Annotated in this window: 24 protein-coding genes; 21 read left to right on the forward strand and 3 right to left on the reverse strand. The window is 65.8% G+C overall.

The window, feature by feature from the left end; translation table 11 throughout:
* Window positions 1–17: 17 nt before the first annotated feature.
* The 20 genes from plsX (at window position 18) to nagZ (ending at window position 18,782) form a co-directional block, all read left to right on the forward strand.
* Window positions 18–1,124 (forward strand): phosphate acyltransferase PlsX, encoded by a 1,107-nt coding sequence (gene plsX, locus BCEP18194_RS11275; RefSeq protein WP_011351402.1) that lies wholly within the window; start codon window positions 18–20, stop codon window positions 1,122–1,124.
* Window positions 1,125–2,114 (forward strand): beta-ketoacyl-ACP synthase III, encoded by a 990-nt coding sequence (locus tag BCEP18194_RS11280; RefSeq protein ID WP_011351403.1) that lies wholly within the window; start codon window positions 1,125–1,127, stop codon window positions 2,112–2,114.
* 88 nt (window positions 2,115–2,202) lie between these two features.
* Window positions 2,203–3,135: an ACP S-malonyltransferase gene (gene fabD / locus BCEP18194_RS11285; RefSeq protein WP_011351404.1), complete on the forward strand. Its 933-nt coding sequence runs from the start codon at window positions 2,203–2,205 to the stop codon at window positions 3,133–3,135.
* 36 nt (window positions 3,136–3,171) lie between these two features.
* The gene (gene fabG / locus BCEP18194_RS11290) at window positions 3,172–3,921 is read left to right on the forward strand and encodes a 3-oxoacyl-ACP reductase FabG (protein WP_011351405.1); all 750 of its coding nucleotides are present in this window, start codon (window positions 3,172–3,174) and stop codon (window positions 3,919–3,921) included.
* 144 nt (window positions 3,922–4,065) lie between these two features.
* Window positions 4,066–4,305, forward strand: a complete 240-nt coding sequence (gene acpP / locus BCEP18194_RS11295; RefSeq protein WP_004197638.1) for an acyl carrier protein — start codon at window positions 4,066–4,068, stop codon at window positions 4,303–4,305.
* Window positions 4,306–4,472: 167 nt separating this feature from the next.
* The gene (gene fabF / locus BCEP18194_RS11300; protein WP_011351406.1) at window positions 4,473–5,705 is read left to right on the forward strand and encodes a beta-ketoacyl-ACP synthase II; all 1,233 of its coding nucleotides are present in this window, start codon (window positions 4,473–4,475) and stop codon (window positions 5,703–5,705) included.
* 12 nt (window positions 5,706–5,717) lie between these two features.
* On the forward strand, window positions 5,718–6,182 hold the full coding sequence (locus BCEP18194_RS11305) for a hypothetical protein (protein WP_011351407.1): 465 nt from the start codon (window positions 5,718–5,720) through the stop codon (window positions 6,180–6,182).
* A gap of 91 nt (window positions 6,183–6,273) precedes the next feature.
* Entirely contained in the window at window positions 6,274–6,873 is a 600-nt protein-coding gene (gene rpoE, locus BCEP18194_RS11310; protein ID WP_006490873.1) for an RNA polymerase sigma factor RpoE, read from the forward strand.
* 86 nt (window positions 6,874–6,959) lie between these two features.
* Complete coding sequence (locus BCEP18194_RS11315; protein WP_027788009.1) at window positions 6,960–7,577, forward strand: sigma-E factor negative regulatory protein; 618 nt, start codon at window positions 6,960–6,962, stop codon at window positions 7,575–7,577.
* A gap of 5 nt (window positions 7,578–7,582) precedes the next feature.
* A complete protein-coding gene (locus tag BCEP18194_RS11320) occupies window positions 7,583–8,635 on the forward strand; it encodes a MucB/RseB C-terminal domain-containing protein (RefSeq protein ID WP_011351409.1) in 1,053 nt (350 codons plus the stop codon).
* Between the two features lie 16 nt (window positions 8,636–8,651).
* On the forward strand, window positions 8,652–10,154 hold the full coding sequence (locus BCEP18194_RS11325) for a DegQ family serine endoprotease (RefSeq protein WP_011351410.1): 1,503 nt from the start codon (window positions 8,652–8,654) through the stop codon (window positions 10,152–10,154).
* Window positions 10,155–10,161: 7 nt separating this feature from the next.
* Window positions 10,162–10,404: a glutaredoxin family protein gene (locus tag BCEP18194_RS11330; RefSeq protein ID WP_011351411.1), complete on the forward strand. Its 243-nt coding sequence runs from the start codon at window positions 10,162–10,164 to the stop codon at window positions 10,402–10,404.
* A 192-nt stretch (window positions 10,405–10,596) separates the two neighbouring features.
* The gene (gene lepA, locus BCEP18194_RS11335; RefSeq protein WP_011351412.1) at window positions 10,597–12,390 is read left to right on the forward strand and encodes a translation elongation factor 4; all 1,794 of its coding nucleotides are present in this window, start codon (window positions 10,597–10,599) and stop codon (window positions 12,388–12,390) included.
* 16 nt (window positions 12,391–12,406) lie between these two features.
* On the forward strand, window positions 12,407–13,300 hold the full coding sequence (gene lepB, locus BCEP18194_RS11340) for a signal peptidase I (protein ID WP_011351413.1): 894 nt from the start codon (window positions 12,407–12,409) through the stop codon (window positions 13,298–13,300).
* Window positions 13,301–13,453: 153 nt separating this feature from the next.
* Window positions 13,454–14,680 (forward strand): ribonuclease III, encoded by a 1,227-nt coding sequence (gene rnc, locus BCEP18194_RS11345; protein ID WP_011351414.1) that lies wholly within the window; start codon window positions 13,454–13,456, stop codon window positions 14,678–14,680.
* A gap of 60 nt (window positions 14,681–14,740) precedes the next feature.
* Window positions 14,741–15,640 carry a GTPase Era gene (gene era / locus BCEP18194_RS11350; protein ID WP_011351415.1) on the forward strand — a complete coding sequence of 300 codons (900 nt, stop codon included), beginning with the start codon at window positions 14,741–14,743 and terminating at the stop codon, window positions 15,638–15,640.
* The gene (gene recO / locus BCEP18194_RS11355; RefSeq protein ID WP_011351416.1) at window positions 15,627–16,463 is read left to right on the forward strand and encodes a DNA repair protein RecO; all 837 of its coding nucleotides are present in this window, start codon (window positions 15,627–15,629) and stop codon (window positions 16,461–16,463) included. Before era ends, recO begins: the two co-directional genes overlap by 14 nt.
* Entirely contained in the window at window positions 16,460–17,236 is a 777-nt protein-coding gene (gene pdxJ, locus BCEP18194_RS11360) for a pyridoxine 5'-phosphate synthase (RefSeq protein ID WP_011351417.1), read from the forward strand. Before recO ends, pdxJ begins: the two co-directional genes overlap by 4 nt.
* Window positions 17,237–17,308: 72 nt before the next feature.
* Window positions 17,309–17,737 carry a holo-ACP synthase gene (gene acpS, locus BCEP18194_RS11365; RefSeq protein WP_011351418.1) on the forward strand — a complete coding sequence of 143 codons (429 nt, stop codon included), beginning with the start codon at window positions 17,309–17,311 and terminating at the stop codon, window positions 17,735–17,737.
* A gap of 16 nt (window positions 17,738–17,753) precedes the next feature.
* Window positions 17,754–18,782 carry a beta-N-acetylhexosaminidase gene (gene nagZ, locus BCEP18194_RS11370; protein ID WP_011351419.1) on the forward strand — a complete coding sequence of 343 codons (1,029 nt, stop codon included), beginning with the start codon at window positions 17,754–17,756 and terminating at the stop codon, window positions 18,780–18,782.
* 189 nt (window positions 18,783–18,971) lie between these two features.
* Here the strand turns inward: nagZ and BCEP18194_RS11375 are convergent, their stop codons facing one another.
* The 3 genes from BCEP18194_RS11375 to earP form a co-directional block, all read right to left on the reverse strand.
* Window positions 18,972–20,357, reverse strand: coding sequence for a sigma-54-dependent transcriptional regulator (locus tag BCEP18194_RS11375; protein WP_011351420.1), 1,386 nt, complete (start codon window positions 20,355–20,357; stop codon window positions 18,972–18,974).
* A 269-nt stretch (window positions 20,358–20,626) separates the two neighbouring features.
* Complete coding sequence (gene efp, locus BCEP18194_RS11380; RefSeq protein WP_011351421.1) at window positions 20,627–21,184, reverse strand: elongation factor P; 558 nt, start codon at window positions 21,182–21,184, stop codon at window positions 20,627–20,629.
* Between the two features lie 127 nt (window positions 21,185–21,311).
* Window positions 21,312–22,505 carry an elongation factor P maturation arginine rhamnosyltransferase EarP gene (earP, locus tag BCEP18194_RS11385; RefSeq protein WP_011351422.1) on the reverse strand — a complete coding sequence of 398 codons (1,194 nt, stop codon included), beginning with the start codon at window positions 22,503–22,505 and terminating at the stop codon, window positions 21,312–21,314.
* Window positions 22,506–22,581: 76 nt separating this feature from the next.
* Here earP and uvrC point away from each other — a divergent pair, with 76 nt between their 5' ends.
* Window positions 22,582–24,615, forward strand: a complete 2,034-nt coding sequence (gene uvrC / locus BCEP18194_RS11390; protein WP_011351423.1) for an excinuclease ABC subunit UvrC — start codon at window positions 22,582–22,584, stop codon at window positions 24,613–24,615.
* The last annotated feature ends 23 nt before the right edge of the window (window positions 24,616–24,638 follow it).

A 24,638-nucleotide genomic window follows, 5' to 3' on the forward strand; every position in this document is an offset into this window, starting at 1 on the left:
GAAATTCGTCGCATTCCATGACCGTAAAGCTCACAATCGATTGCATGGGAGGCGACCACGGCCCGTCCGTGACCGTTCCCGCGGCAGTCAAGTTCGTCCGCGCGCATCCCGATGCGCACCTGATGCTCGTCGGCATCGAAAGCGCGATCCGCGCTCAGCTGAAAAAGCTGAAAGCCCTCGACGATCCCGCGCTGACCATCGTTCCCGCCACCGAAGTCGTGGCGATGGACGACCCTGTCGAAGTGGCGCTGCGCAAGAAGAAGGATTCTTCGATGCGCGTCGCACTCAACCACGTCAAGGAAGGCGCGGCGCAGGCCTGCATCTCCGCCGGCAATACCGGCGCGCTGATGGCCGTTTCCCGTTACGTACTCAAGACGCTGCCCGGCATCGAGCGGCCCGCGATCGCGTTCGCATTGCCGAACCCGACCGGCTACACGATGATGCTGGACCTCGGCGCGAACGTCGACTGCGAACCGCAGCACCTGCTGCAGTTCGCGGAAATGGGGCATGCACTCGTGGCCGCGCTCGAAGGCAAGGAGCGTCCGACGATCGGCCTGCTGAACATCGGCGAAGAGGTGATCAAGGGTAACGAGACGATCAAGCGCGCAGGCGAACTGCTGCGCGCCAGCACGCTCAATTTCCGCGGCAACGTCGAAGGCAACGACATCTACAAGGGCACGGTCGACGTGATCGTGTGCGACGGCTTCGTCGGCAACGTCGCGCTGAAGACGTCCGAGGGGCTTGCGCAGATGCTGTCGGACATCATCCGCGAGGAGTTCGGCCGTTCGCTGATGTCGAAGCTGATGGCGCTGCTCGCACTGCCTGTCCTGATGCGTTTCAAGAAGCGCGTCGACCACCGCCAGTACAACGGCGCGGCGCTGCTGGGGCTGAAAAGCCTCGTGATCAAGAGCCACGGTTCGGCCGATGCCTACGCGTTTGAGTGGGCGATCAAACGCGGGTATGATGCCGTCAAAAACGGCGTGCTGGAGCGCCTCGCGCGCGCGATGGCGGATAATTCAGTGTCGCTCGGCGAAGGCGAACACAACGCGGGCGGCGCGGGCCATGCAAGCCCCGCCGCAGGCCATCACGCCGAACCTTCCGCTGCGCAATCCTCTAAAGCATAAATGGCCCAATCGACTCTCTATTCCCGCGTGCTCGGCACGGGCAGCTACCTGCCGCCTGACCGCGTCACGAACCAGCAGTTGACCGATCGCCTTGCGAAGGAAGGCATCGAGACGAGCGATGAATGGATCGTTGCGCGCACGGGTATCCATGCGCGCCATTTCGCCGCACCGGACGTCACGACCAGCGACCTCGCGCTCGAGGCGTCGCGCCGCGCGATTGAAGCCGCCGGCATCGATCCGCAGTCGATCGACCTGATCATCGTCGCGACTTCGACCCCCGATTTCGTGTTCCCGAGCACCGCGTGCCTGCTGCAGAACAAGCTCGGCATCAAGAACGGCGGCGCGGCATTCGACGTGCAGGCCGTGTGTTCGGGCTTCGCGTACGCGATGGCGACGGCCGACAGCTTCATCCGCAGCGGCCAGCACCGCACGGCGCTTGTCATCGGTGCGGAGACGTTCTCGCGCATTCTCGACTTCAAGGACCGCACGACCTGCGTGCTGTTCGGCGACGGTGCGGGCGCGGTGATCCTGTCCGCGTCGGAAGAGCCGGGCGTGCTCGGCAGCGCACTGCACGCGGACGGCAGCTATTCGCACATCCTCTGCACGCCGGGCAACGTCAACCGCGGCGTGATCGAAGGCAGCGCGTTCCTGTACATGGACGGGCAGGCCGTGTTCAAGCTCGCGGTCAACGTGCTCGAAAAGGTCGCGATCGAGGCGCTCGCGAAGGCGAATCTCGCGCCCGAGCAGATCGACTGGCTGATTCCGCACCAGGCCAACATCCGCATCATGACCAGCACCTGCCGCAAGCTCGGCCTGCCGCAGGAGCGCATGGTCGTGACGGTCGACCAGCACGGCAACACGTCGGCTGCGTCGATCCCGCTGGCATTCGACACCGCGGTGCGCGACGGTCGCATCCAGCGCGGCCAGCACGTGCTGATCGAAGGCGTCGGCGGCGGCTTCACCTGGGGCGCGTCGGTCTTCCGCTACTGATCTGATCCGCAGCGCGCGATTGCTGCGCGCGGATCCCATCGGCGCGCCGTTCGTGCGCGCCGTCCGAATCGATTCAATTGGGGACGATATGAAATTTGCATTCGTATTTCCGGGGCAGGGCTCGCAGGCGGTCGGCATGCTCAACGCATTCGCCGATCTGGCCATCGTGCGCGAGACGGTCCAGGAAGCGTCCGATGCACTCAATCAGGATCTCGGCAAGCTGATCGCCGAAGGCCCGGTCGAGGACCTGAACCTCACCACCAACACGCAGCCCGTGATGCTCACCGCAGCCTATGCGTGCTATCGCGCGTGGCAGCAGGCAGGCGGCCCGGCGCCGTCGATCGTCGCCGGCCACAGCCTCGGTGAATACACGGCGCTCGTCGCTGCCGGCGCGCTCGCGTTCAAGGACGCGGTGCCGCTCGTGCGCTTCCGCGCGCAGGCGATGCAGACGGCCGTGCCGGTCGGCCAGGGCGGCATGGCCGCGATCCTGGGCCTCGATGACGACACGGTGCGCGCGGTCTGCGCCGAAGCGGCGGAAGCGGGCGTTGTCGAAGCGGTGAACTTCAATGCCCCCGCGCAGGTCGTTATCGCAGGCAACAAGGCCGCGGTCGAAAAGGCCTGCGAGATCGCGAAGGCGAAGGGCGCGAAGCGCGCACTGCCGCTGCCGGTGTCGGCGCCGTTCCATTCGTCGCTGCTCAAGCCGGCGTCGGACCAGCTGCGCGACTATCTCGCGAACGTCGACGTCAAGGCGCCGCAGATTCCGGTCGTCAACAACATCGACGTCGCCGTGGTCGGCGATCCGGCTGCGATCAAGGATGCGCTGGTGCGCCAGGCCGCGGGCCCGGTGCGCTGGGTCGAATGCGTGCAGCACATCGCCGGCACGGGCGTCACGCACGTGATCGAATGCGGTCCGGGCAAGGTGCTCGCCGGCCTGACGAAGCGTATCGACAGCAACCTGACGGGCGCGTCGGTATTCGATCCGGCTTCGCTCGACGAAGCGCTCAAGCTGGTGACCGCCTGACGCGGCGCCTTTTCTCAAGAGACGGATATTCGATTCATGGACAAGACTCTCGATAAACAGGTTGCGATCGTCACCGGCGCATCGCGCGGCATCGGCCGTTCGATCGCGCTCGAGCTCGCGCGCCTGGGCGCGACGGTGATCGGCACGGCGACGAGCGAATCGGGCGCTGCTGCGATTACCGCGGCGTTCGCGGAAGCGGGCGTCACGGGCCGCGGTGCGGTGCTGAACGTCAACGATGCAGCCGCCGCCGAGGCGCTGATCGACGCGACCGTGAAGGAATTCGGCGCACTGAACGTGCTCGTGAACAACGCGGGCATCACGCAGGACCAGCTCGCGATGCGCATGAAGGACGAAGACTGGGACGCGGTGATCGACACCAACCTGAAGTCGGTGTTCCGCCTGTCGCGTGCGGTGCTGCGCCCGATGATGAAGGCGCGTGGCGGCCGCATCATCAACATCACGTCGGTGGTCGGCTCGGCCGGCAACCCGGGTCAGGTCAACTACGCGGCTGCAAAGGCCGGCGTGGCGGGCATGACGCGTGCGCTCGCGCGCGAAATCGGCAGCCGCGGCATCACCGTGAACTGCGTGGCGCCGGGCTTCATCGACACCGACATGACGAAGACGCTGCCGGAAGAGCAGCAGACCGCGCTCAAGACCCAGATTCCGCTCGGCCGCCTCGGCAGCCCGGAAGACATCGCCCATGCCGTCGCGTTCCTCGCATCGCCGCAAGCCGGTTACATCACCGGTACGACGCTGCACGTGAACGGCGGCATGTACATGTCGTAACGATTTTCGTTTACCATCCGCGCCGTATCCCGATTTTCAGGCGGATCGGCGCTTGATCGACCATCAAGCCAACGTGCGTTTTGGCGTCAGCAAACCTGATAAAATGCGCGCACTTGTAAATCTGAACTTTCCCTCGGAGGGGTAATGGACAACATCGAACAACGTGTCAAGAAGATCGTCGCTGAACAACTGGGCGTCGCAGAAGCCGAGATCAAGAACGAAGCTTCGTTCGTGAACGACCTGGGCGCCGACTCGCTCGACACGGTCGAACTGGTGATGGCTCTGGAAGACGAGTTCGGCATGGAAATCCCGGACGAAGAAGCAGAGAAGATCACGACCGTTCAGCAAGCGATCGACTACGCTCGCGCAAACGTCAAGGCGTAACGAGCGCCTTTCGCGCTTGTCCGCCACGTCGCCGCGATCTTCGCGATTGACGCGCCATCCTGCCGGCTTCGCGCCGGACGGACTAACAGCCACAGGGCTCGCAGGGCTGGTTCCTGTGGCCACTGTGGCTTTTGTTTTTGTCATCCAATAATGGAAAAGAGGTTACCGTGAGCCGCCGTCGTGTTGTTGTTACAGGCCTGGGGCTGATTTCGCCTGTTGGCAATAATGTTGCCGACGGCTGGGCCAATCTCGTCGCCGGCAAGTCCGGTATTGCCACCGTCACGAAGTTCGATCCGTCGAACCTCGCCGTCCACTTCGCAGGCGAAGTGAAGGGTTTCGTTCCCGAGGAGTACATCCCGGCGAAGGAAGCCCGGAACATGGATACGTTCATCCATTACGGCATCGCCGCCGGCGTCCAGGCTATCAAGGACAGCGGGCTGGAAGTGAACGAAGCCAATGCGGAACGCATCGGCGTGCTGGTCGGTTCCGGCATCGGCGGCCTGCCGATGATCGAAGATACGCACCAGACCTACGTCGATCGCGGCGCGCGCCGGATTTCGCCGTTCTTCGTGCCGGGTTCGATCATCAACATGATCTCGGGTCACCTGAGCATCATGTTCGGCCTGAAGGGCCCGAACCTCGCGGCCGTGACGGCCTGCACGACCGGCCTGCACAGCATCGGCCTCGCAGCGCGCCTGATCCAGGCCGGCGATGCCGACGTGATGGTCGCGGGCGGCGCCGAATCGACGGTGTCGCCGCTCGGCATCGGCGGCTTCGCGGCAGCGCGTGCGCTGTCGACCCGCAACGACGATCCGGCCAGCGCATCCCGTCCGTGGGACAAGGACCGCGACGGCTTCGTGCTGGGCGAGGGTGCCGGCGTGATGGTGCTCGAAGAGTACGAAGCGGCGAAGGCGCGCGGTGCGAAGATCTACGCGGAAGTCTCGGGCTTCGGCATGACGGGCGACGCGTACCACATGACCGCGCCGAACATGGACGGCCCGCGCCGTTGCATGGTCGCGGCACTGCGCGACGCCGGCGTGAACGCGGACGAGGTCCAGTACCTGAACGCGCACGGCACGTCGACGCCGCTGGGCGACAAGAACGAGTCGGACGCGGTGAAGGCGGCCTTCGGCGAACACGCGTACAAGATCGTCGTGAACTCGACGAAGTCGATGACGGGCCACCTGCTGGGCGGCGCGGGCGGCCTCGAATCGGTGTTCACGGTGCTGGCGCTGCACAACAACGTGTCGCCGCCGACCATCAACATCTTCAACCAGGACCCGGAGTGCGATCTCGATTACTGCGCGAATACCGCGCGTGACATGAAGATCGACGTTGCCGTGAAGAACAACTTCGGCTTCGGCGGTACCAACGGCACGCTGGTGTTCAAGCGCGTCTGACGCCGCAATCGCTTGACGAGTCCATTCGATGCTCCGGCCGGGCGTCCGCAGCGTTTTGCGTTGCGGACCTCGGTCGTGTCGTATTTCGTGCTGGCCGTGTTCGTCGCGTCGGCTACCGCGTCGGCGTACCTGTTCTGGGCGCCGCGCGCGGGCGCTGCCGCCGGCGCAGGCGTGTCGGCCGTGACCGCCGCGCTGCTGGCCGTGTGCGCTGCCCGGGCCTGTGCCCGCCGGCTGCCGGCCGAGTTGCAGATCGACGCATTCGGGGAAGTCGCGGCGTTTGGTCGCACCGGGCGCCTGCTGGCCCGCGGCCGCGTGACGGGGCATGCGCACTGGAGCAGCCTGCTGCTGGTGCTGTCGGTCGGGCAGGGCGCCCGGCGGGCCCGGCCGCTGCTGATTCCGGCCGATGCGCTCGATGCCGCGTCGTTCAGCGCACTTTCCGTGCTGGCGAGAACGGCGGGGGCGGCGGGGCGGGCATGACGGCGGCGCGGTTACCGACCGTAACCAGCGTCCGGCGCGGGAACGCTACAATGTTGCTCCGCGTTGCATCCCTAGTTAATGGATTTGTCAGGTGAGTGAAAAAGAAATCGATCAGGCTCTGGTCGAGCGCGTACAGAAGGGCGACAAGGCAGCGTTCGAACTCCTGGTCTCCAAATACCACCGCAAGATCATTCGGCTGATCTCGCGCCTCGTGCGGGATCCCGCCGAGGTCGAGGATGTGGCCCAGGACGCGTTCATCAAGGCGTATCGTGCGCTGCCGCAATTCCGCGGCGAATCGGCGTTCTATACGTGGTTGTACCGAATTGCCGTCAACACGGCGAAGAACTACCTTGCGACGCAAGGCCGCCGGGCGCCGACCTCCACCGAGGCCGATGCAGAGGAAGCGGAAACTTTCTCCGACGCAGACCAACTAAGGGATATCAACACGCCTGAGTCGATGTTGATGAGCAAGCAGATTGCCGAGACGGTCAACGCTGCAATGGCTCTGCTGCCCGAAGAACTGCGCCAGGCAATTACGCTGCGCGAGATCGAGGGCCTGAGCTACGAAGAGATCGCGGAAATGATGGGCTGTCCGATCGGGACGGTCCGGTCGCGGATCTTCCGCGCACGCGAGGCAATCGCTGCCAAATTGCGTCCGCTGCTCGATACGCCCGAAGGCAAGCGCTGGTAAGCGCGACAGGCGAAGCGACGCGGGTCGGGGTCTAGTTACGGATAGAGTCGTGAAGTCACGACGGGGTGTGCAAGATGGGGAGCATCATGGGGTCGGTCAATACGCAGTCGCAAGCGTGCTCGCGCGGCGAGCGCCTTTCCGCGCTGGTCGATGGCGAAATGTTCGATGGCCCGGACAACGGGCAGTTTCTGGCTGAGCTCAACCGCGCGGATCGCGCTGCGTGGGCCCATTACCACCTGATCGGCGATGCGCTGCGCTCGGACGAGCTCGCGCTGTCGCCCGCGCTGAGCGTCGCGTTCACCGCGCGCATGTCGGCTGCGCTCGAGAGCGAGCCGCACCTGCTCGCGCCGGCGGCCGCCCCCGTTGCGCGCAAGCTGCTGTCGCTGCGCCGGCGCGTCGTGCCCGCGTTCGCGGTCGCTGCCGCGGCGGCCACGCTGACGTGGATCGTCGTCCCGCAAATGCAGACGGCCGGTGCCCCGGGCGCCGTCCAGGTCGCGTCGGCCGGTGCGCCGCAAGGCGGCAACCTGCAGCGCGTGACGGTTGCGCAGGCATCGGCCCAGCCGGGCCTGCAGGACGTCAACATCATCCGCGACGCCAGCCTCGACCAATACCTTGAAGCGCACCAGCAATTCGCACAGCAGCCCGTCGTCACGGGTTCGATGCCGCTGATCCGCGCTGCCGTGACCACCACGCCAGGCCAATAAACCCGATGCGGACATTGCAGTTGAATCACGCCATCTCCGGATGGAAGCGGCTGCCGGCCCTCCTGCTTTGCGCAGCCGCCCTGTTGTCCGTTCAATCCCTTCCTGCCCGCGCCCAGCAACCGGACGATCCCGTCGCGACCCGCAAGGGTGCCGCCGACTGGCTCGACCGTGTCCAGCAAGCGGCGCAGCAGCAGAGCTACGAAGGCACGTTCGTCTACCAGCGCGGCGGGTATGTGCAGTCGTCGCGCATCGCGCACGTCGCGTCCCGCGACGGCGAGTTCGAGCGCATCGAGACGCTCGACGGCAAGCCGCGCAAGCTGCTGCGCCATAACGACGAGCTGTACACGTTTGTGCCCGAGCGCAAGCTGTGCGTGGTCGAGCGCCGTCAGACGCGCGACTCGTTCCCCGCGCTGCTCGGCGCGAGCGGCGAGCACGTGATGTCCGTCTACGACGCGAAGTCGCTCGGCAAGGACCGCGTGGCGGGGATCGACGCGCAGGTCGTCGAGCTCGTGCCGAAGGATGCGTACCGCTTCACGTACAAGCTGTGGGCTGACGCGCGCACGGGGCTGCTGCTGCGCTCGCAGACGCTCGATGCGAACGATCACGTGCTCGAGCAGATTGCGTTCTCGCAATTGCAGACGGGCGGCGCAAGCGGCGACAAGGCCGCGATCGCGGCCGGCATGCGCAACCTGAGCGGCTGGACGGTCGTGCGCCCGCCGGTCGCGACGGTCGACATGGAAGCGCAGGGCTGGCAGCTCGCCCCGAGCGTGGCCGGTTTCCAGAAGATTCGTGAAGTGCGCCGGCCGATGGCCGCGCGCGACGCGGGCGAGCCGCCGATCCCGGTCGATCAGGCCGTCTTCACCGACGGTCTCGCGACGATCTCGGTTTTCATCGAGCCGGCTGAAAAGAATACGCGCAAGGAAGGCGCGGGCAGCACCGGTGCAACGAACGTTCTCGTGAAGCGCCGCGGCGACTACTGGATCACCGTGCTCGGCGAAGTGCCGCCGGCTACGTTGCAGCAGTTCGCGTCTGCCATAGAATACAAGGCTTCCAAGTAACGCTACGGCTTCCGACATGATGAAACTCACGCTGCGCAAATGGCTCGCGGCGGCGGCGCTGTCTGCCTGCCTGCCGCTCGTGCCGCATACCGCGTTCGCGGTGACGGCTCCCGCTGCCAGCCTGCCCGACTTCGCCGACCTGGTCGAAAAGGTCGGGCCGGCCGTCGTGAACATCCGGACCACCGCCAACGTGCCGACGAGCAGCGGCCCGCGCGGGATGCTCCCGCCGGGCTTCGACAACGGCGACATGTCGGAATTCTTCCGGCGCTTCTTCGGCATTCCGCTGCCGCAGGCGCCCGGTAACGGTAGCGGCAACGGCGGCAACAACCCGAAGAACGCGCCCGCGCCGGACAACCCGCCCGATACCGAACAGAATCGCGGCGTCGGCTCGGGCTTCATCGTGTCGGCCGACGGTTACGTGATGACCAATGCGCACGTCGTCGACGACGCGGACACCATCTACGTGACGCTGACCGACAAGCGCGAATTCAAGGCGAAGCTGATCGGCGTCGACGATCGCACGGACGTCGCGGTCGTCAAGATCCAGGCGTCGAACCTGCCGGTCGTCGCGATCGGCGATTCGAACAAGGTGCGCGTCGGCGAGTGGGTTGTCGCGATCGGTTCGCCGTTCGGCCTCGACAACACGGTGACGGCCGGCATCGTCAGCTCGAAGAGCCGCAATACGGGCGACTACCTGCCGTTCATCCAGACCGACGTCGCCGTGAACCCCGGCAACTCGGGCGGCCCGCTGATCAACATGCAGGGCGAGGTGATCGGCATCAACTCGCAGATCTACAGCCGTACCGGCGGTTTCATGGGCATCTCGTTCGCGATTCCGATCGACGAGGCGATGCGCGTGGCCGACCAGCTGAAGGCGACGGGCAAGGTCACGCGCGGCCGGATCGCGGTCGCGATCGGCGAGGTGACGAAGGACGTGGCCGATTCGATCGGGTTGCCGAAGGCCGAGGGTGCGCTCGTCAGCAGCGTCGAGCCGGGCGGTCCGGCCGACAAGGCGGGCATCCAGCCGGGCGACATCATCCTGAAGTTCAATGGCCGTTCGGTCGATACGGCGTCGGACCTGCCGCGCATGGTCGGCGACACGAAGCCCGGCGCGAAGGCGACGGTCAGCGTATGGCGCAAGGGTCAGGCACGCGATCTGCCGATCACGATCGCGGAGACGCCGGCCGAAACGACGGCGAAGGCCGAGCAGCGCAAGAATGCGCCGCAGAAGCCGCGCCAGACCAATTCGCTCGGCCTGACGGTCAGTGATCTGACGGCGGAGCAGATGAAGACGCTGAAGCTGAAGAACGGCGTGCAGATCGACGGCGTAGACGGCCCGGCCGCCCGTGCGGGCCTGCAGCGCGGTGACATCGTGCTGCGCGTCGGCGACACCGACATCACGAACGCGAAGCAGTTTGCCGACGTGACCGCGCAGCTCGATCCGCAGAAGGCGGTCGCGGTGCTCGTGCGGCGTGGCGACAACACGCAGTTCGTGCCCGTGCGGCCGCGCCAGAAGTAACGCGCCGATGTTCACGCTCTACGGCCGCGGCTGGTGCCACCTGTGCGACGACATGCGCGACGCACTGGCGCCGGTGGCGGCCGAATTCGGTGTCGCGGTCGATTACATCGACATCGACACCGATGCGGCACTCGTTGCCCGCTACGACGAGGACGTGCCGGTGCTGCTGCTGGACGGGGCGGAGGTATGCCGCCACCGGTTCGACGACGCGCGGGTGCGCGACGCGCTGGCGGCCTGGCGACGAGCCTGACCTGCCGCTGGCGGGTGTCGTTTCGCACGGAGCTTGGCCCGGCGGCGGCTCCCAGCGGGCCACTGCGCGGCCCGGCGTTGGAAATACCGCCCGGCAAAGGCCTTTTCGGCTAAAATAAGCTGTTTTTTCACCGACTTACCAAGGCGTGCTCTGCAGTCGTCGAGCGCGCCTTTTTCGCTTGATCGGCACTGAATGGATCATATTCGCAATTTCTCGATCATCGCGCACATCGACCATGGCAAGTCGACGCTCGCGGATCGCATCATCCAGGTATGCGGCGGCCTCGCCGACCGTGAAATGGAAGCGCAGGTGCTCGACTCGATGGATATCGAGCGCGAGCGCGGCATCACGATCAAGGCGCAGACTGCCGCGCTGTCCTATCGCGCGCGCGACGGCAAGGTCTACAACCTGAACCTGATCGACACGCCGGGGCACGTCGACTTCTCGTACGAAGTCAGCCGTTCGCTGTCCGCATGCGAAGGCGCGCTGCTGGTCGTCGATGCGAGCCAGGGCGTCGAGGCGCAGACGGTCGCGAACTGCTACACGGCGATCGAGCTCGGCGTCGAGGTCGTGCCCGTGCTGAACAAGATCGACCTGCCCGCCGCGAACCCCGAAAACGCGATCGAGGAGATCGAGGACGTGATCGGCATCGACGCGACCGACGCGACGCGTTGCAGCGCGAAGACGGGTCTGGGCGTCGAGGACGTGCTCGAGTCGCTGATCGCGAAGGTGCCGCCGCCGAAGGGCGATCCGGCCGCGCCGCTGCAGGCGCTCATCATCGATTCGTGGTTCGACAACTACGTCGGCGTCGTGATGCTCGTACGCATCGTTAACGGCACGCTGCGCCCGAAGGACAAGATCAAGCTGATGGCGACCGGCGCGCAGTATCCGGTCGAGCACATCGGCGTGTTCACGCCGAAGTCGCGCAATCTCGAAACGCTGTCGGCCGGGCAGGTGGGTTTCATCATCGCTGGCATCAAGGAACTGACGGCAGCGAAGGTCGGCGACACCGTCACGCACGCGACCAAGGCGGCTGTCGAGCCGCTGCCGGGCTTCAAGGAAGTGAAGCCGCAGGTGTTCGCGGGGCTGTATCCGGTCGAGGCTAACCAGTACGACGCACTGCGCGAATCGCTCGAGAAGCTGAAGTTGAACGATGCGTCGCTGCAGTACGAGCCGGAAGTGTCGCAGGCGCTCGGCTTCGGTTTCCGCTGCGGCTTCCTTGGCCTGCTGCACATGGAAATCGTGCAGGAGCGGCTCGAGCGCGAGTTCGACATGGACCTCATCACGACCGCGCCGACGGTTGTCTACGAGGTCATGATGAGCGACGGCGCGATCATCAAGGTCGAGAATCCGGCGAAGATGCCGGAGCCGCCGAGGATCGAGGAGATCCGCGAGCCGATCGTCACGGTGAACCTGTACATGCCGCAGGACTACGTCGGCTCCGTGATCACGCTGTGCGAGCAGAAGCGCGGATCGCAGATCAACATGCAATATCACGGCCGTCAGGTGCAACTGACCTACGAGATCCCGATGGCCGAGATCGTGCTCGATTTCTTCGATCGCCTGAAGTCGGTGTCGCGCGGCTACGCGTCGATGGACTACGAGTTCAAGGAATACCGCGCGGCCGATGTCGTGAAGGTCGACATGCTGATCAACGGTGACAAGGTCGATGCGTTGTCGGTTATCGTCCACCGTTCGCAGTCGCAGTACCGCGGCCGCGAAGTGGCCGCGAAGATGCGCGAGATCATTCCACGCCAGATGTACGACGTGGCGATCCAGGCTACGATCGGCGCGCACATCATTGCCCGCGAGAACATCAAGGCGCTGCGCAAGAACGTGTTGGCGAAGTGCTATGGCGGCGACATCTCGCGAAAGAAGAAACTGCTCGAAAAGCAGAAAGCGGGTAAGAAACGAATGAAGCAGGTGGGCTCGGTCGAGATCCCGCAGGAAGCGTTCCTTGCCATCTTGCGCGTCGAAGACAAATAACAGGACTGATCCTTTTATGAATTTTGCGCTGATTCTTTTTGTGCTCGTCGTCTTGACGGGCGTAGCGTGGGTGTTGGACAAGCTGGTGTTCCTGCCGCAGCGACGCAAGGCGGCCGACTCGGCGATCGAGGAGTTCGATCGCCAGCAGTCGCGCATCGACAAGCGTTTCGCGGATGAAAACGCGGTGCAGACGCGTTCGAAGCTGCGCGACGAGAAGCTGCGCCAGCCGTGGTGGCTCGAGTACACGGCGAGCTTCTTCCCGGTGATCCTGGCGGTGTTCGTCGTGCGTTCGTTCGTCGTCGAGCCGTTCAAGATTCCGTCGGGCTCGATGGTGCCGACGTTGCTCGTCGGCGATTTCATCCTCGTCAACAAGTTCGAATACGGGCTGCGCCTGCCGGTCACGAACACGAAGATCACGCAGGGCAGCCCGCTGTCGCGCGGCGACGTCGTCGTGTTCCGCTATCCGAAGGACGAGTCGGTCGACTACATCAAGCGTGTGATCGGCCTGCCGGGCGATACGGTCGCGTACCAGGACAAGCAACTCACGATCAACGGCCAGCCGGTGCCCGAAACGCCGCTGCCCGATTTCTTCGACGACGAGCGCCAGAACTACGCGAAGCAGTTCGAGGAAACGATCGGCAACAAGAAGAACGCGATCCTCAACAACCCGGCCGTGCCGCCGTTCGTGATGGGCGCATACGACTATCCGTTTCGCGACAACTGCACGTACAACAGCCGCGGCGTGATCTGCAAGGTGCCGCCCGGTCACTACTTCATGATGGGCGACAACCGCGACAACAGCGCGGACAGCCGCTACTGGGGTTTCGTGCCGGACCAGAACATCGTTGGCCGCGCGTTCTTCATCTGGATGAACTTCAGCGACCTGAAGCGCATCGGTTCCTTCAACTGATCGCATTCGACCCAATCGCACTACGCGACGCACGGGCCGCGTCGCGTAGTGCCGAACTACTTTAAGAACCGGCGGTAACACCGCCTCGTCACGCCTTTTCGCGTCCGGCCGTGCCGTTTCGGCCCGACCGGCGCCCGCGTTATACTCCTGCACATGCCCCTATCCCAGTTGGAAAGCCGGCTGCGCTACGAATTTCGCAATGCGGAATTGTTGCGCCAGGCTTTGACCCATCGTAGTCACAGTGCCACGCACAACGAACGGCTCGAGTTTCTCGGCGACTCCGTTCTGAATTGCGCGGTGGCTGCCCTTTTGTTCCAGCGTTTCAGCAAGCTGGACGAAGGTGATCTGTCGCGCGTACGCGCCAACCTCGTCAAGCAGCAGTCGCTGTACGAAATTGCTCAGGCCCTGAATATCTCGGACGGCCTGCGACTCGGCGAGGGCGAGCTGCGCAGCGGTGGGTTCCGCCGCCCGTCGATCCTCGCGGACGCGTTCGAAGCCATCATCGGGGCAGTATTCCTCGATGGCGGCTTCGAAGCCGCCCAAGGGGTCATCAAGCGCCTCTATATCCCGATTCTCGACCACATCGATCCGCGCACGCTCGGCAAGGACGCGAAGACGCTGCTGCAGGAATACCTGCAGGGGCACAAGATCGCGCTGCCGACTTATACGGTGGTCGCGACGCATGGTGCGGCGCACAATCAGCAATTCGAAGTCGAATGCACGGTGCCGAAGCTCGACGTGAAGGTGTCGGGCTCCGGTGCGAGCCGGCGCGCGGCCGAGCAGGCCGCGGCGAAGAAGGCACTCGACGAGGTGATGGCGGCTGCGCCGATGCTGACCACGAAGCCGAAGCGCTCGAAAAACGCGCGTGGGTCGAAGCATGTCGAACCCGAAATCGTGCCGGGCGTGAAGGGTGTGCAGGAAGCGCTCGACCTGCGCTCGCCGGAGCGGAAGGAACGCGCGGCGGCCCGCGAGGCGAGGGCAGCCGGTGCGGCGCCCGCGGCAATCGCTGCAACCGGTACCGAGCCGGCCGCGGCGCCGATGGCCGCGATTCGTGCGGCGCATGTCGACGCGGCTGCGGAAAAGGGTGAGCGGGCGGTGAAGCCGGCGGCCGAGAAGGCTGCCGACAAGCCGGCCGAGCGAACCGACAAGGCCGCGGAGAAGCCCGCGGAAGCCGTGCCTGCTGCACGCGCAGCCGACAAGCCGACTGGCCAGGCAGCCGATCCGGCATCGTCGTCCGCCGACAAGTCTTCCGTCGGTACCGACCCCGCTTCGCGTGCGGCTGCGCGCACACGTGACGCCGCGGCACCGGATGCCGAGACGCCGCCGGGCGGCGCGAGCCTCGCTGCCGCGCAGGCGCGCGTGGCCGATGCCGACCACTGAATTGCCCATCGATCGTGCCGCGCGTCGCGCGGCCGTTTCCGAACCTGTCTCCCAAACGATATGAACACTCCCGCTCCTACCGGTTTCCGTTGCGGCATGATCGCGATCGTGGGCCGCCCGAACGTCGGCAAGTCGACGTTGATGAACGCACTCGTCGGCCAGAAGATCAGCATCACGTCGCGCAAGGCGCAGACGACCCGCCACCGCATCACCGGCATCAATACGTTCGACGACGCGCAATTTGTGTTCGTCGACACGCCGGGTTTCCAGACCCGTCACAGCACCGCGCTGAACCGTTCGCTGAACCGCGCGGTCACGTCGACGCTCACGTCGGTCGACGTGATCCTGTTCGTGATCGAGGCCGGCCGCTTCGGGCCCGACGACCAGAAGGTGCTCGACCTGATCCCGCCCGGCATGCCGACGCTGCTGATCGCGAACAAGATCGACCGTGTGAACGACAAGGCGTCGCTGTTCCCGTTCATGCAGCAGATGAGCACGCTGCGCGAATTCACCGAGTTGGTGCCGCTGTCGGCGCAGCGCCCGGAAGACATCAAGCGCCTGCTGGACACGATCAAGCCGTACCTGCCGGAAGGCGAGCCGATCTACGGCGAGGATGAGCTGACCGACCGCAGCTCGCGCTTCCTCGCAGCCGAAATCCTGCGCGAAAAGGTGTTCCGCTGGACCGGCGACGAACTGCCGTACACGAGCACCGTGCTGATCGACAAGTTCGAAGAGGAAGGGCGCCTGAAGCGCATCTTCGCGACGATCCTGGTCGAGCGCGATTCGCACAAGGCGATGGTGATCGGCAAGAAGGGCGAGAAGCTCAAGCAGATCAGCACCGAGGCGCGGATGGACATGGAGAAGCTGTTCGACGGCCCCGTGTACCTCGAGACCTTCGTGAAGGTGAAGAGCGGCTGGGCCGACAACGAGGCGGGGCTGCGCGCCTATGGGTACGAATGACGCGCTGACGTCGACTGAAGACGCGGTGACGGCCGGCGCGAACGACGCGCCGCTGCCGGCACCGCCTGAACCGCCGCGCAAGGCGCGGCGCGCGACGTCTCGCACGTCCGATTTCCGTGTCGCCGAGCAGCCGGCGTACGTGCTGCACAGTTATCCCTATCGGGAAACGAGCCTGATCATCGACGTGCTGACGCGTGATCATGGTCGACTCGCGCTCGTCGCGAAGGGCGCGAAGCGCCCGCACTCCGCGCTGCGTGGCGTACTGCAGACCTTCCAGCCGCTGCTGCTGTCCTGGTCGGGCAAATCCGAGGTGCGCACGCTGACGGGTGCCGAGTGGGTCGGCGGGATGCTGCCGCTCGGTGGCGACGGGCTGCTGTGCGGCTTCTACGCGAACGAGCTGCTCGTGAAATTCTGCGCGCGCGAAGATCCCCAGCCGCCGCTCTTCAATCATTACGTGCTGACCCTCACGCGCCTCGCGCACGGTGAGCCCGCGGTGCAGGTGCTGCGCTCGTTTGAGCGCGTGCTGCTGCGCGAGACCGGCTACGCGATGGCGCTGAACCGCACGGTCGCGCGCCGCGCGGTCGAGCCTGATCGTCGCTACGTGTTCGATCCCGAGCGCGGCGTGCGCAATGCGGACGATGAAGTCCCGTCGCACTGGCCGGTCATTTCCGGACAGACGTTGCTCGATATGGAGCAGGACGATTACCATCGAGCCCAGACGGTTGCGCAAAGCAAGACGCTGATGCGCTTCCTGCTGAACACCTATCTCGGCGGTACGCCGCTTGCCACGCGTCAGATCCTGATCGACCTGCAAAATCTATGAGCTTCTTCCTGACAACGCCCACCGCCATCGACCTCGGCGTGAACATCGACCACGTCGCGACGCTGCGCAATGTGCGCGGCACGACCTATCCCGATCCGATCCGCGCGGCGCTCGCTGCGGAAGAAGCCGGTGCGGATGCGATCACGCTGCACCTGCGCGAGGATCGCCGCCACATCGTCGACGCGGATGTGCGCAAGCTGCGTCCGCTGCTGAAGACGCGCATGAACCTCGAATGCGCGGTGACGACCGAGATGCTCGATATCGCATGCGAAGTGCGCCCGCACGACGCGTGCCTCGTGCCTGAGAAGCGCGAGGAACTGACGACCGAAGGCGGTCTCGATGTCGCCGGCCACTTCGAGGCCGTGCGTGCGGCATGCAAGCAGCTTGCCGACGTGGGCGTGCGCGTGTCGCTGTTCATCGACCCGGACGAGACGCAGATCCGTGCCGCGCACGAAGCAGGCGCGCCGGTGATCGAGCTGCATACGGGCCGTTACGCGGAAGCGCACGACGAAGCCGAGCAGCAGCGCGAATACGAGCGCATCGTCGCGGGCGTTCAGGCCGGCGCGCAGCTCGGCCTGAAGGTCAATGCCGGTCACGGCCTGCACTACACGAACGTGCAGCAGATCGCCGCGATCGACGGCATCGTCGAACTGAACATCGGCCACGCGATCGTCGCGCACGCGATTTTCGCGGGCTGGGACAACGCGGTGCGCGAAATGAAGGCGATCATGGTTGCCGCACGCGTAGCCGCGCTGCACGGCGGCGCGCGCTGAAGATGAAGTGCCGCCGCGCGTCGCGCGTCATGCCTGACCCGGCCCGGCCGGGTCGCACCGGCGCGTACTGACATGGCGATCTATGGCATCGGTACCGACATCGCCCAGGTGAGCCGCATCGCGGCCGTGCTCGAACGCACGGGCGGCCGGTTTGCCGAGAAAGTGCTGGGCCCCGACGAGCTGCGTGTGTTCCATGCGCGGCGCGCCCGCTCCGAGGCGCGCGGCATCGCGTTCCTCGCGACGCGCTTTTCCGCGAAGGAAGCGTTCTCGAAAGCGATCGGGCTCGGCATGCACTGGCCGATGACGTGGCGTGCGCTGCAGACCCTCAACCACCCGAGCGGCGAGCCGTACGTGGTCGCGTCGGGCGAGCTGGCCGACTGGCTTGCCGCCCGTGGCATCACGGCGCGCGTGACGGTCAGCGACGAACGCGACTACGCGGTGTCGTTCGTGGTCGCCGAGACGGACGCCGCGCCTGCACCTGTTTCCCGAACCTCCTCCTGACGGAATTCCCGATTCAATGAAAACGACTCCCGGCCCGGTCATGCTCGACGTCGTCGGCACGGCCCTGTCGCGCGACGATGCGCGGCGTCTCGCGCATCCGAATACCGGCGGCGTGATCCTGTTCGCGCGGCATTTCCAGAATCGTGCGCAACTGACCGCACTGACCGACTCGATCCGCGCGGTGCGCGAAGACATCCTGATCGCCGTCGATCACGAAGGCGGGCGCGTGCAGCGTTTCCGCACCGACGGCTTCACGGTGCTGCCCGCGATGCGCCGCCTCGGCGAGCTGTGGGATCGCGACGTGCTGCTCGCGACGAAGGTCGCCACGGCCGTCGGCTACATCCTGGCCGCCGAGCTGCGTGCATGCGGAATCGACATGAGCTTCACGCCCGTGCTCGATCTCGACTACGGGCACTCGAAAGTGATCGGCGATCGCGCGTTCCATCGCGATCCGCGCGTCGTCACGCTGCTCGCGAAGAGTCTGAACCACGGGCTGTCGCTCGCCGGGATGGCGAACTGCGGCAAGCATTTCCCGGGGCACGGCTTCGCGGAGGCCGACTCTCACGTCGCGCTGCCGACCGACGACCGCACGCTCGACTCGATTCTCAAGCAGGACGTCGCGCCGTACGACTGGCTCGGCTTGTCGTTGTCTGCAGTGATTCCCGCACACGTGATCTACACACAGGTCGACAAGCGGCCGGCCGGCTTCTCGCGCGTGTGGCTGCAGGACATCCTGCGCGGGCGGCTCGGCTTCACGGGTGCGATCTTCAGCGACGACCTGTCGATGGAGGCTGCGCGCGAAGGCGGCACGCTCACGCAGGCGGCCGACGCCGCACTCGCGGCCGGTTGCGACATGGTGCTCGTCTGCAACCAGCCGGATGCGGCCGAGGTCGTGCTGAACGGGCTGAAAGCGCGGGCAACGGACGAGTCGGTGCGACGCATCAAGCGGATGCGCGCGCGCGGCAAGGCGCTCAAGTGGGACAAGCTGATCGCGCAGCCCGAGTATCTGCAGGCGCAGGCGCTGTTGGGCAGCGCACTGGCCTGAGCGGGAGGGGGATGGTGCGGTCTGCGCCATTCCGGCCGCCGAAACAAAAAGCCGCGCAATTGCGCGGCTTTTTTATGGACTGCTGCCGGGGTGAACCGGACAGCTTCAGGAATCAGACAGGTCGACGAAGCGGATTTTGATGCAACTAACGGTCAAGCCCTGCCAGTGCCTGCGAACATCGCCGGGCGCTCAGTTCACCTTCATCCGCTGCAGCTTGTTGTACAGCGTCTTCGGGCTGATGCCGAGCAGCGTTGCCGCGCGGTGGCGCGTGCCGCCGACTGCGTCGAGCGTCGCGCGGATCAGCAGATCCTCGACGTCGGAAAGCGGTGTGCCGACCTTGATCTGTACGCTGCTGCCGTTCAGCGCGGTGCCGGCCGAGAAGCTCGGCTCGCCCGCGCGCAGCGTCTCGATGAAATCGCCCGATGCGTCGTACGCGAAGCGCACGCGCTCCTGCAGCTCGCGCACGTTGCCCGGCCATTCGTAGGACAGGCACTCGCGCACGAAGCCCGGTGCCGCGCGCTTGTCGGTCGTGCTGCGGCCGGTTGCGCGCGCGTCGCGGTTCAGTTCGTCGATCAGCGCGTCCGCGATCGCGAGCGCATCGCCGTCACGCTCGCGCAGCGGCGGCATCGTGATCGACGCCGCATCGAGGCGCAGCCACAGATCTTCGCGCAGCGTGCCGTTCGCGACCGCTTCGCGCGCCGGGCGGCGCGTGGTCGCGATCAGCCGGAAATCGCTCGTGATCGAACTCGTACCGCCGATCCGCATGAAGTTCTGCGAATCAAGCGCATGCAGCAGGGCTTCCTGCAGCACGAGCGGCAGTGTGGTGATTTCGTCGAGGAACAGTGTACCGCCGCCGGCCTGTTCGAACAGGCCCGATTCGCGGCGCTCGGCGCCGTCGAACGCGCCGCGCTCGTGGCCGAACAGCACGCTGTCGAGCGATGCGCCGTGCCGGCCGGCATGCGCGATCGTCCGGCAGTCGAACGACACGAACGGCCCCTTGCGGCGCCGGCTCAGGTCGTGCAGCGTGCGCGCGGCCAGCTTCTTGCCGGTACCGGCTTCGCCCGCGAACAGGACGGCCGTTTCGGTGCGCGCGTTGTGCTCGATCATGTCGTACACGTGCTGCATCGCGTCGCTGCGGCCGACCAGCGCGCCGAAGCGGCCCAGATGGCGCAGCGACGCGCGCAACGACTGCACTTCGTCGATCAGTTCGTAGGGGCGCGGGATCCGCGCGAGCAGGCTGCGCAGGCGTGGAATGTTGATCGGCTTCAGCAGGTAGTCCCAGATGCCGTGACGCAGGCCCTCGATGGCGCTCTCGACCGTCGCATTGCCCGTCAGCACGATGACGGGCAGCGAGCCGTTCGGCTGTTGCTGCGGCAGGTGCTGGAGCAGGTCGAACCCGCTGCCGTCCGGCAGGTTCAGGTCGACGAGGACGACGTCGGGAATCGAGCGGCCGAGCGCCGTGCGCGCTTCGGCGAGCGACGTGGCCGTGTCGACCGAGAAGCCGTCCGCGGCGAGCAGCGCGGTGAGGCCGGACAGACTGTTGGGATCGTCTTCGACAATCAGGGCGTGTGGCATGGTGGACGCGAGTCGAGTCAAGAGAGGCGGGCTGTCGGCCAACGGGGCCGCAGCCGCATGTCAGATTAAAAACTGATTTTATGCCCCGCTGAACGCGTAACGAGCATTATTTCTCCGGCGCTATAAAACAGTTACCGATGATACAAATTGAATATCTTTACCGGTGGATTTTGTGCTTTACATGAGCCTGACTCCCGCCCGGTTGTTGGCGCGGGACAAACAAAAAGCGCCCCGAAGGGCGCTTTGTTCGATGCGGGTATCGCTTGCGATTACGCGCGGCTGCGGTATTCGTTCGTACGCGTATCGATTTCGATCTTGTCGCCGGTGTTGCAGAACAGCGGCACTTGCAGTTCGAAGCCCGTTGCGAGCTTGGCGTTCTTCAGCACCTTGCCCGACGACGTGTCGCCCTTGACTGCCGGTTCCGTGTAGGTGATCTCGCGAACGAGGACCGTCGGCAGTTCGACCGAGATCGCCTTCTCGTTGTAGAACACGACTTCGCAAGCCATGCCGTCTTCGAGGTAGTTCAGCGCTTCGCCCATCATTTCCGCTTCGACTTCGAACTGGTTGTAGTCGGCGTCCATGAACACGTACATCGGATCGGCGAAGTACGAGTACGTCACTTCCTTGCGGTCGAGCACGACGACGTCGAACTTGTCGTCAGCCTTGTAGACCGCTTCCTGGCCTGCGTTCGTCAGCAGGTTCTTCATCTTCATCTTGACGACGGCGGAGTTACGGCCCGACTTGTTGTATTCAGCCTTGGCGATGACCCATGCGTCGCTGCCGATCTGCACGACGTTGCCTACGCGGAGTTCCTGTGCGGTTTTCATAAAAAACTGTCCTGATCAAATCAAATAAATAGGTGCCTGAGCGTTGCGCAACGGCTGACGGCGCAAGCGGTGCGTTCCGGTGGACGCCAAAAGCGAGCGCTTGCCTGGTCAGCCGTCGGATAACCGCTTATTTTAACTGAGATTTTGCGTATTCCGCCAGCTTTCCGGCGAGATCGCCGACGGACGCGAGCGCGTCGGCCCAGCGGGCCGCGTTGGCGTCCAGTGCGACGCGGTGCTGCCAGAAATCGGCCCAGTCGGGCGTGCCGACGCCGTTCCATGCGTGCCAGAACCGCTCGAGTGCCGCGCGCGGGGCATCGGCGAGGCCGGCCGACAGGTGCGCGAGCGCGGCGTCGAGCTTCGGCAGGTGCACGTCGTCGGCCTGCGGGTAGATGTGCCACACGAACGGCTTGCGGGCCCACTGCGCTCGCACGAACGAATCTTCGCCGCGCACGAAATTGAGGTCGGCCACCCACAGCAAGGGATCGTAGTCGGCCTGGGGAACGAACGCGAGCCCGTGGGCAGTCAGGTTGCCGCTGCGCGCATGCGTGCCCGCGCCGAACGACTCGACCCCGAAAAAGCGCGCGACGGCAGGCGACACGCGACCGGCCGGCACGAGTGCGACGACCGGCGACGGGCCGTCGCGCCATTGCGCGAGCAGCGCGTCGACGGCCGGATTCTCGTACGCGAACAGGCTGACGACCGTCGTGCCGGCGGCCGGCGGCGCGCCGCCGGTCGCGCGCTGCCACCAGGTGTCGCGCGCCGCCGCGTCGGCTGCGAAGGCCGTGCGGCGCGCATCGAGGTCGCGTTCTTTCAGGACGCCGCCGGTGCCGGCCGACAGGCCGGGGAAGAAAAACGTCTTCAGCAGCGGGTAGCGCGGATGCGGCGATGGCCGCAGATGGAAGTCGGCGACCCAGTCTTCGGCGCTCAGGTATTCGAGGTTGATCCACACGGGGCGACGCGCGCGGCGCGCCATCGCCGCGAGATACGCGCCGGGCAGCTCGCATGCGAACGCTTCGATCACGACATCGGCGATCTCCAGCGCGTCGCCGGCTTCCGCGTGCCAGTGCTCGATCACGATCGCGTCGACCGTTTGCCGCCCCGCGTCGGGATCGACCCCGGGCAGCAGGCGCGCGAACGTGCGCAGGTCGTCGACGAACAGGCGAACCTGCCAGCCGTGCTCGTGCGCGAGCTGGCGCGCGACGCGCCAGCAGACGCCGATGTCGCCGAAATTGTCGACGACGGTGCAGAAGAGGTCGCAGGCGATCGGTTCGCCCGGCGCGAGCGGCGCGGCGGGCGGGGGGGCAGCGGTGGTGCGGGGCATCGAAGCGGGCCGGTGAATGCTCTAAACTGGCGATTCTAATAGACCCGTTCCGCGTTACAAGGCGCCCGGATCACGCATGACATCCCCTGAAGCTTCCGATACCCCGTTCGAACCGAAGAAGATCCTTGCGCAGTTGCCGCACATGCCGGGCGTCTATCGCTATTACGACACGGCGGGTGCCGTGCTCTATGTCGGCAAGGCACGCGACCTGAAGAAGCGCGTATCGAGCTATTTCACGAAGACGCAGCTGTCGCCGCGCATCGCGATGATGGTCACGCGCATCGCGCGCATCGAGACGACCGTCACGCGCTCGGAGGCCGAGGCGCTGCTGCTCGAGAACAACCTGATCAAGGCGCTCGCGCCGCGCTACAACATCCTGTTTCGCGACGACAAGTCGTATCCGTACCTGAAGCTCACCGCACACCGTTTTCCGCGGATGGCCTACTACCGCGGCTCGGTCGACAAGCAGAACCAGTATTTCGGGCCGTTCCCGAGCGCCTGGGCCGTGCGCGAGAGCATCCAGATCCTGCAGCGCGTGTTCCAGTTGCGCACCTGCGAGGACTCGGTCTTCAACAACCGCACGCGGCCGTGCCTGCTGCACCAGATCGGGCGCTGCACGGCGCCGTGCGTCGGCGCGATCTCCGACGAGGATTACGCGATCGACGTATCGAACGCCGCGCGCTTCCTGCTCGGCCGGCAGTCCGAAGTGATGAAGGAGCTCGAGCAGAAGATGCACGCGTTCGCGGCCGAGCTGAAATTCGAGCAGGCGGCGGCCGTGCGCAACCAGATGAGCTCGCTCGCGACGGTGCTGCACCAGCAGGCGATCGAGGTCGGCAGCGACAGCGACGTCGATATCCTGGCCGTCGTTGCACAGGGCGGGCGCGTGTGCGTGAATCTCGCGATGGTGCGCGGCGGCCGGCATCTCGGCGACAAGGCGTATTTCCCGACGCACGTCGAAAGCGCGCTGACGCTCGCCGAGGGCGGTATCGGCGACGAGTCCGAACTGGCGGAGGCGGTGGATGCGCCCGCCGATGCCATGCCCGACCTGCCCGCGGAAGAACCCGGCCGTGCGCGCAGCGACGCGGCGGCGTCGGTCGAGGCGGAAGTGCTCGACGCGTTCATCGCGCAGCACTATCTCGGCAATCGCGTACCGCCCGTGCTGGTCGTGAGCCATGCACCCGCGAGCCGCGACCTGCTCGAGCTGCTGTCCGAGCAGGCCGGCCACAAGGTGTCGCTGGTGCGGCAGCCGCAGGGGCAGCGGCGAGCGTGGCTGTCGATGGCCGAACAGAATGCGCAGATCGCGCTCATGCGGCTGCTGTCCGAGCAGGGCTCGCAGCAGGCGCGCACGCGGGCGCTCGCAGAGACGCTCAGCTACGAATGCGACGATCTCACGACGCTGCGGATCGAATGCTTCGACATCAGCCATACGATGGGCGAGGCGACGCAGGCGTCGTGCGTGGTCTACCACCATCACAAGATGCAGTCGGGCGAATACCGCCGCTACAACATCACCGGGATCACGCCGGGCGACGACTACGCGGCGATGCGGCAGGTGCTCACGCGCCGCTACGAGAAGATGGTCGAGCAGGCCGCGCAGGCGGCTGCCGCCGACGATGCGGCCGGGATCGACGGCGAGTCGACGCGCCAGGCCGAGGCGTCGAGCCTGCTGCCGAACATCGTGCTGATCGACGGCGGCAAGGGTCAGGTCGAAATCGCGCGCCAGGTGTTCACCGAGCTCGGTCTCGACACGTCGATGCTGGTGGGCGTCGCGAAAGGCGAGGGGCGCAAGGTTGGCCTCGAGACGCTGGTGTTCGCGGACGGACGCACGCCGCTCGAACTCGGCAAGGAGAGCGCCGCGCTGATGGTCGTCGCGCAGATCCGCGACGAGGCGCACCGTTTCGCGATCACCGGCATGCGCGCCAAGCGGGCGAAGGCGCGCCAGACGTCGCGGCTCGAGGAGCTGGAGGGTGTCGGCGCGAAGCGCCGGCAGCGGCTGCTCGCGCGGTTCGGCGGGTTGCGCGGCGTCGTTGCCGCGAGTGTCGAGGAACTCGCGAGCGTCGAGGGCATCTCGCACGCGCTCGCCGAGCAGATCTACAAGCAGCTTCACTGACGCGGCCGTGCGGCCGGCTGCCT

The sequence above is a fragment of the Burkholderia lata genome, assembly GCF_000012945.1.
GTDB classification, from domain to species: Bacteria; Pseudomonadota; Gammaproteobacteria; order Burkholderiales; family Burkholderiaceae; genus Burkholderia; species Burkholderia lata.

What these genes read in the sequence shown, in the direction of transcription:
- plsX (WP_011351402.1), top strand. Translation starts at nt 18, where the DNA reads ATGACCGTAAAGCTCACAATCGATTGCATGGGAGGCGACCACGGCCCG.
- BCEP18194_RS11280 (WP_011351403.1), top strand. Translation starts at nt 1,125, where the DNA reads ATGGCCCAATCGACTCTCTATTCCCGCGTGCTCGGCACGGGCAGCTAC.
- fabD (WP_011351404.1), top strand. Translation starts at nt 2,203, where the DNA reads ATGAAATTTGCATTCGTATTTCCGGGGCAGGGCTCGCAGGCGGTCGGC.
- fabG (WP_011351405.1), top strand. Translation starts at nt 3,172, where the DNA reads ATGGACAAGACTCTCGATAAACAGGTTGCGATCGTCACCGGCGCATCG.
- acpP (WP_004197638.1), top strand. Translation starts at nt 4,066, where the DNA reads ATGGACAACATCGAACAACGTGTCAAGAAGATCGTCGCTGAACAACTG.
- BCEP18194_RS11315 (WP_027788009.1), top strand. Translation starts at nt 6,960, where the DNA reads ATGGGGTCGGTCAATACGCAGTCGCAAGCGTGCTCGCGCGGCGAGCGC.
- BCEP18194_RS11320 (WP_011351409.1), top strand. Translation starts at nt 7,583, where the DNA reads ATGCGGACATTGCAGTTGAATCACGCCATCTCCGGATGGAAGCGGCTG.
- BCEP18194_RS11325 (WP_011351410.1), top strand. Translation starts at nt 8,652, where the DNA reads ATGATGAAACTCACGCTGCGCAAATGGCTCGCGGCGGCGGCGCTGTCT.
- BCEP18194_RS11330 (WP_011351411.1), top strand. Translation starts at nt 10,162, where the DNA reads ATGTTCACGCTCTACGGCCGCGGCTGGTGCCACCTGTGCGACGACATG.
- lepA (WP_011351412.1), top strand. Translation starts at nt 10,597, where the DNA reads ATGGATCATATTCGCAATTTCTCGATCATCGCGCACATCGACCATGGC.
- lepB (WP_011351413.1), top strand. Translation starts at nt 12,407, where the DNA reads ATGAATTTTGCGCTGATTCTTTTTGTGCTCGTCGTCTTGACGGGCGTA.
- rnc (WP_011351414.1), top strand. Translation starts at nt 13,454, where the DNA reads ATGCCCCTATCCCAGTTGGAAAGCCGGCTGCGCTACGAATTTCGCAAT.
- era (WP_011351415.1), top strand. Translation starts at nt 14,741, where the DNA reads ATGAACACTCCCGCTCCTACCGGTTTCCGTTGCGGCATGATCGCGATC.
- recO (WP_011351416.1), top strand. Translation starts at nt 15,627, where the DNA reads ATGGGTACGAATGACGCGCTGACGTCGACTGAAGACGCGGTGACGGCC.
- pdxJ (WP_011351417.1), top strand. Translation starts at nt 16,460, where the DNA reads ATGAGCTTCTTCCTGACAACGCCCACCGCCATCGACCTCGGCGTGAAC.
- acpS (WP_011351418.1), top strand. Translation starts at nt 17,309, where the DNA reads ATGGCGATCTATGGCATCGGTACCGACATCGCCCAGGTGAGCCGCATC.
- nagZ (WP_011351419.1), top strand. Translation starts at nt 17,754, where the DNA reads ATGAAAACGACTCCCGGCCCGGTCATGCTCGACGTCGTCGGCACGGCC.
- BCEP18194_RS11375 (WP_011351420.1), bottom strand. Translation starts at nt 20,357, where the DNA reads ATGCCACACGCCCTGATTGTCGAAGACGATCCCAACAGTCTGTCCGGC.
- efp (WP_011351421.1), bottom strand. Translation starts at nt 21,184, where the DNA reads ATGAAAACCGCACAGGAACTCCGCGTAGGCAACGTCGTGCAGATCGGC.
- earP (WP_011351422.1), bottom strand. Translation starts at nt 22,505, where the DNA reads ATGCCCCGCACCACCGCTGCCCCCCCGCCCGCCGCGCCGCTCGCGCCG.
- uvrC (WP_011351423.1), top strand. Translation starts at nt 22,582, where the DNA reads ATGACATCCCCTGAAGCTTCCGATACCCCGTTCGAACCGAAGAAGATC.